Source organism: Streptococcus mitis (assembly GCF_003942995.1).
Lineage (GTDB): Bacteria > Bacillota > Bacilli > Lactobacillales > Streptococcaceae > Streptococcus > Streptococcus mitis_CV.
Window position 1 is genome coordinate 1 of the sequence record NZ_RJOH01000036.1, and the last position, 5,475, is coordinate 5,475.

Annotated in this window: 7 protein-coding genes and 1 pseudogene; all 8 read left to right on the forward strand. The window is 32.0% G+C overall.

From position 1 onward, the window contains the following. A pseudogene (locus D8836_RS11545) lies at positions 1 to 67 on the forward strand (zeta toxin family protein); the annotation flags it as partial. A 254-nt stretch (positions 68 to 321) separates the two neighbouring features. Further along, complete coding sequence (locus D8836_RS10925; protein ID WP_125393986.1) at positions 322 to 1,005, forward strand: LexA family transcriptional regulator; 684 nt, start codon at positions 322 to 324, stop codon at positions 1,003 to 1,005. Positions 1,006 to 1,007: 2 nt separating this feature from the next. Beyond that, positions 1,008 to 2,423, forward strand: coding sequence for a Y-family DNA polymerase (locus D8836_RS10930; protein ID WP_125393987.1), 1,416 nt, complete (start codon positions 1,008 to 1,010; stop codon positions 2,421 to 2,423). Further along, positions 2,420 to 2,797: a hypothetical protein gene (locus D8836_RS10935; RefSeq protein ID WP_125393988.1), complete on the forward strand. Its 378-nt coding sequence runs from the start codon at positions 2,420 to 2,422 to the stop codon at positions 2,795 to 2,797. The genes D8836_RS10930 and D8836_RS10935 overlap by 4 nt, the downstream gene beginning before the upstream one ends. Continuing rightward, positions 2,775 to 3,065, forward strand: a complete 291-nt coding sequence (locus tag D8836_RS10940; RefSeq protein WP_037606793.1) for a DUF5960 family protein — start codon at positions 2,775 to 2,777, stop codon at positions 3,063 to 3,065. Before D8836_RS10935 ends, D8836_RS10940 begins: the two co-directional genes overlap by 23 nt. Before the next feature lie 293 nt (positions 3,066 to 3,358). After that, entirely contained in the window at positions 3,359 to 3,715 is a 357-nt protein-coding gene (locus D8836_RS10945) for an SAG1252 family conjugative relaxosome accessory protein (RefSeq protein ID WP_125393989.1), read from the forward strand. Positions 3,716 to 3,719: 4 nt separating this feature from the next. Continuing rightward, positions 3,720 to 4,085: a MobC family plasmid mobilization relaxosome protein gene (locus D8836_RS10950; protein WP_125393990.1), complete on the forward strand. Its 366-nt coding sequence runs from the start codon at positions 3,720 to 3,722 to the stop codon at positions 4,083 to 4,085. Continuing rightward, positions 4,072 to 5,475, forward strand: a 1,404-nt coding sequence (locus tag D8836_RS10955; protein ID WP_125393991.1) for an SAG1250 family conjugative relaxase, incomplete at its 3' end; no start/stop codon positions are given. The genes D8836_RS10950 and D8836_RS10955, both read left to right, overlap by 14 nt.

Genomic DNA, 5,475 nt, shown 5'->3' on the forward strand with positions numbered 1-5,475 from the left:
GGAGAAAGAGATGCTTAAATCTGGAGAGGAAAGATTGAAAGATTTAACTAATCGAAATGGTTGTTAAATCACGAATTTTAAAATATAGTCTATTGGATCGTCATTTAAAAAATAACGATCCTTTTTTTATTTTCTATTTTTGCTTGTTCTTTATCTTTTTCAAAAGTTATAACTTTCTTAAGTGATGGTTTCCTAACAATATAAGTACAAATTAAGCACAGTTTATGATTATTTTAAATCTTGGGGGTTATTGAACTCTTGATTTTTTCAACAAGCTATGGTATCCTTTTGTTAGTTAATAAACTTACAAAAGGAGAACAAATGTTTTCACCTACTAAATTAAAAGAAAAAAGAGAAAGTCAAGGATTATCTCAATCTCAACTTGCATCCAGTTTGGGAATTAGTAGAGCTTCGTACTTTAATTGGGAATCAGGTAAAACGAAACCGAATCAAAATAATCTAACCAAATTGAGTCAGATTTTGAATGTTGATCCTCGATATTTTGAATCAGAGTATGAAATCGTAGAAACCTATCTCAAGCTAACGGAAAATGATCAAAAAGCGACGCTTCATTATGCTACAGAATTGTTGAACAAACAGAATGCGAAGGTTGTAGAAATTCCTGAGCGTTTTGCTTATAAAGTTTACGAAAAATTATCAGCTGGTACAGGAACAGCTTATTTTGATGATGGTAATTACGATACAGTTTATTTTAATCATCAATTTGATTATGACTTTGCATCATGGGTGTTTGGAAATTCAATGGAACCGACATATGAAAATGGTTCTGTAGCCCTTATTAAGCAAACGGGATTTGATTATGACGGGGCTATCTATGCCATAGATTGGGATGGTCAAACCTATATTAAGAAAGTGTATCGTGAAGAAAATGGGCTTCGTTTAGTTTCACTCAATCGGAACTATTCAGATAAGTTTGCGCCTTATGATGAGAATCCTCGCATTATAGGGAAAATAGTTGGGAACTTTATGCCTTTAGAGGACTAAGCATGAGTTGGTTTGATTATAGTCTAGAACCTCAAAGTGACATTGCCTTTATTGATATGAAATCTTTTTACGCAAGTGTAGAATGTGTAGATAGAGGATTACACCCACTTAAGACTTCGCTTTGTGTTATGAGTCGTGCAGATAATTCTGCTGGTTTAATTCTTGCTTCCTCTCCTATGTTTAAAAAGGTCTTTGGAAAGTCGAACGTTGGACGTTCCTATGATTTACCATTTGATCTAAAGACTCGCAAATTCTCTTATTATAATGCTAAGAAGCAAGGTTTACCGACAACGATAGACTATGTCCGCTATATAGAGGAATGGGCAAAATCAACCGTGATTGTCCCTCCGAGAATGGATACTTATATAGCAGTCAATATGGAGATTCAAAAAATCTTTCATGATTTTGCGGCACCAGATGATATTTATCCCTACTCAATTGATGAAGGATTTATTGATTTAACAAGTTCATTAAATTATTTTGTACCAGATAAAAGTATTAGTAGGAAAGATAAATTAGATATTATTTCGGCTGCTATTCAAAAAAAGATTTGGAGAAAAACTGGAATCTATTCAACTGTAGGCATGTCTAATTCCAATCCCTTATTAGCTAAGTTAGCACTAGATAATGAAGCGAAAAAGACTCCGACAATGAGAGCCAATTGGTCCTATGAGGATGTCGAAAAGAAAGTATGGGCTATTCCTAAAATGACAGATTTCTGGGGAATTGGAAATCGGATGGAGAAGAGATTACATGGTTTAGGTATCTTTTCGATTAAAGAATTGGCACAGGCTAATCCTGACTTGATAAAAAAAGAGCTTGGCATTATGGGTCTAGAGTTATGGTTCCACGCCAATGGGATTGATGAAAGTAATGTTCATAAACCTTATAAGCCAAAGTCAAAAGGGATAGGGAACTCTCAAGTTTTACCAAGAGATTATATTAAACAAAGAGATATTGAGATCATACTTCGTGAGATGGCAGAACAAGTTGCAGTTAGATTGAGAAGAGCTGGTAAAAAAGCAACAGTAGTTTCTATACACTTGGGGTATTCTAAGGCGGAACAGAAACGATCTATTCATACTCAAATCAAGATTGAACCAACCAATCAAACAGCACTACTGACAAACTACGTTTTAAAGTTATTTCACACTAAATATACTTCAGGAGCTATCAGGAATGTGGCAGTGAATTATTCTGGTTTAGTGGATGAATCCTTTGGATTGATTTCATTATTTGATGATATTGAAAAAATAGAAAAAGAAGAAAGGCTCCAGTCCGCAATCGATGCTATTCGAACAGAATTTGGTTTTACTTCACTATTGAAAGGAAATGCCCTAGATCAAGCTTCTAGAACAATTGCAAGAAGTAAACTTATTGGTGGTCATTCAGCTGGAGGATTAGATGGACTAAAATGATGAATCGTTCTTATTTGCCTTTTTTGTCTGCAAGAGAGTATCAAGATCGTGGGATGGCTAAGTGGATGGGCTTCTTTTTGTCAGAACATTCAAGTTCTCTTTGGGAAGAAAAAAATAAAGAAGATATCTCCATTTCCCTATCAATGGAAGAGAAAGTTCTATTTGTTCGGCAACTGTATACAAATGTCTTCCCAGCAACTTTTGTTTTTAAGCATTCGAATAGAAGAAAAGTAGTATCAGGTATTGTAAAAGAAATTAGAAAAGAGTCTATATCTATTAAATCAGACACTGGTTTTTTACTATTAAAATGGGAAGATATACTCGATATTCAGATAGAAGGAGAGAGTCTAGATGAATCGGAAAGAATTATATGATGATAAATTGCAGCTAGATTATTTTTCTGATTCTTATTTACGGTTTGAATCAGATTTTTACAAGTATTCAGCTTTAGATATACCGTTAACATTTATCACTGATGACATTTTACGCACAATGGCTATGTCTCAAAAACATTATTTTAAACTTAATAAAAGCAAATCTTTAGACGGTCGTGATCATTACTTTGTTTTTTCTATCAAGATGAACAAAGACAGTAGTGGCATTAGACAGTATGAATATCAGAGACATTGTTTTAATTTGTAAGAGTCCGACAGGGCTCTTTTTCTGTGATAATTTTATCAAAAAGTATTTGTTATACTTTTTTTAATTTAGATTTATCTTGGGGGTTTGGGGGCGTGCCACCACATTGTCATATCGTTTGTTTTTTGAACCGTAAGGTTTGAAATGGCAGGTGATATGATTTTTGGGATATTGTGGACACAATATCTGAGCTCGCAAAGCCTTACAAAAATGTTGAAGCTATTTTGAAAAATGTACTGACAGTGTCTGTAAGCTTACATTGTCAGTACAGGTATCAATGAAGGAGGAAAAGTCATATGAAAAGAGATATACGTAGTATTCGGAAACAATTTCGCTTAACAGAAACGGAAGAAAAACAAATACTAGATTTAATGAGAGAGAAAGGAGAGGATAATTTTTCTGATTTTCTCCGTAAAAGCTTACTATTGTCTGATGGACAAAAACAGATGGAAGAATGGTTCAACCTTTGGAAAAATCAAAAGTTGGAACAAATTAGCCGTGATGTTCATGAAATATTAATAATTTCTAAAATAAATCATCAGGTTACTCAAGAACATGTTTCTATTCTGCTAACTTGTATTCAAGAATTAATTAAAGAGGTAGAAAAAACAAATCCTCTTAGTGAAGATTTTAGAAACAAATACATGAGGTAGCAGAGTGGAACACCGATATAGAACGAATTTTAAAAAAGTCTTTTTATCTGATCTAGAATTAGTCAAATTAAATGAAAATATCTCAAAAAGTAACTGCTTATCCTTTTCAGAATATGCTAGACGAACTCTATTAGATCCTGGTATGAATTTCATCACCATTGATACAAATAGTTATCAAGATTTAATTTTTGAATTAAAACGAATAGGAAATAATATTAATCAAATAGCCAGAAGCATAAATTATTCGAACTTAATAACGGAAGTTGAATTAGATGAATTGAGAAAAGGTATAGAAGAGTTAATAGTAGAAGTGGAGAAAGATTTTCTTATCCAATCTGAAAAATTGAGGAAATTTTATGGTCATCACTAAACACTTTGCGATACATGGAAAAAATTATCGTTGTAAATTAATTAAATATATTTTGAATCCAAGTAAAACAAAAAACCTAACACTAGTTTCAGATTTTGGTATGAGAAATTATTTAGATTTTCCAAGTTATAAAGAACTAGTGAAGATGTACAATGATAATTTTTTAAGTAATGATACTCTTTATGAGTTTCGTCATGATAGGCGAGAAGTAAATCAACGAAAAATTCATTCTCATCACATCATTCAGTCCTTTTCTCCAGATGACCATCTAACTCCCGAACAAATCAATCGGATTGGTTATGAGACAGTTAAAGAGTTGACAGGAGGTAGATTTCGTTTCATTGTAGCAACACATGTCGATAAAGGTCATATCCACAATCACATCATCCTAAATTCAATTGATCAGAATTCTGATAAAAAGTTTCTATGGGATTATAAGGCAGAACATAATCTACGAATGGTTTCTGATCGTCTTTCAAAAATAGCTGGGGCAAAAATTATAGAAAATCGTTATTCCCATCGTCAGTATGAAGTTTATCGCAAAACAAATTACAAATATGAAATAAAACAACGAGTATATTTTCTAATCGAGAACTCGAAAAATTTTGAAGATTTCAAGAAAAAAGCAAAAGCTTTACATTTAAAAATTGATTTTAGACACAAGCATGTTACTTTTTTTATGACTGATTCAAATATGAAACAAGTCGTACGTGATAGTAAATTGAGTAGAAAACAACCTTATAATGAAACTTATTTTAAGAAAAAGTTTGTTCAAAGGGAAATCATAAATATCTTAGAATTTTTACTTCCGAAAATGAAGAATATGAATGAATTGATTCAACAAGCAGAATTTTTTGGATTAAAAATAATTCCGAAAGAAAAACATGTTCAATTTGAATTTGATGAGATAAAGCTTTCAGAACAGGAATTGGGAAAAATGAATCGGTATAGTGTTAGCTATTTTCAAGACTATGTTAATAACAAAAATGAAACTGTTGTCTTAGATAATAAAAATTTAGTTGAACTTTACAATAAAGAAAAGCTAATTAAAGAAAAAGAGTTGCCGACAGAAGAGGTGGTATGGAAATCCTATCAAGATTTCAAGAGAAATAGGGATGCAGTTCATGAGTTTAAAGTAAAGTTGAATCTTAATCAAATAGAAGAAGTAGTAGACGATGGAATTTACATTAAGGTACAGTTTGGTATCCGACAAGAAGGACTTATTTTTGTACCAAATATTCAAATCAATATGGAAGAAGAAAAAGTTAAAGTATTTATCAGAGAAACTAGTTCTTACTATGTATATCATAAAGATTCAGCAGAAAAAAATCGCTTTATGAAAGGTAAAACTTTGATTAGGCAATTTAATCTTCAGTATGAACCGCAGCAT

Excerpts from the sequence above, each read along its gene's own strand:
- D8836_RS10925 (WP_125393986.1), top strand. The coding sequence starts at position 322 with ATGTTTTCACCTACTAAATTAAAAGAAAAAAGAGAAAGTCAAGGATTA.
- D8836_RS10930 (WP_125393987.1), top strand. The coding sequence starts at position 1,008 with ATGAGTTGGTTTGATTATAGTCTAGAACCTCAAAGTGACATTGCCTTT.
- D8836_RS10935 (WP_125393988.1), top strand. The coding sequence starts at position 2,420 with ATGATGAATCGTTCTTATTTGCCTTTTTTGTCTGCAAGAGAGTATCAA.
- D8836_RS10940 (WP_037606793.1), top strand. The coding sequence starts at position 2,775 with ATGAATCGGAAAGAATTATATGATGATAAATTGCAGCTAGATTATTTT.
- D8836_RS10945 (WP_125393989.1), top strand. The coding sequence starts at position 3,359 with ATGAAAAGAGATATACGTAGTATTCGGAAACAATTTCGCTTAACAGAA.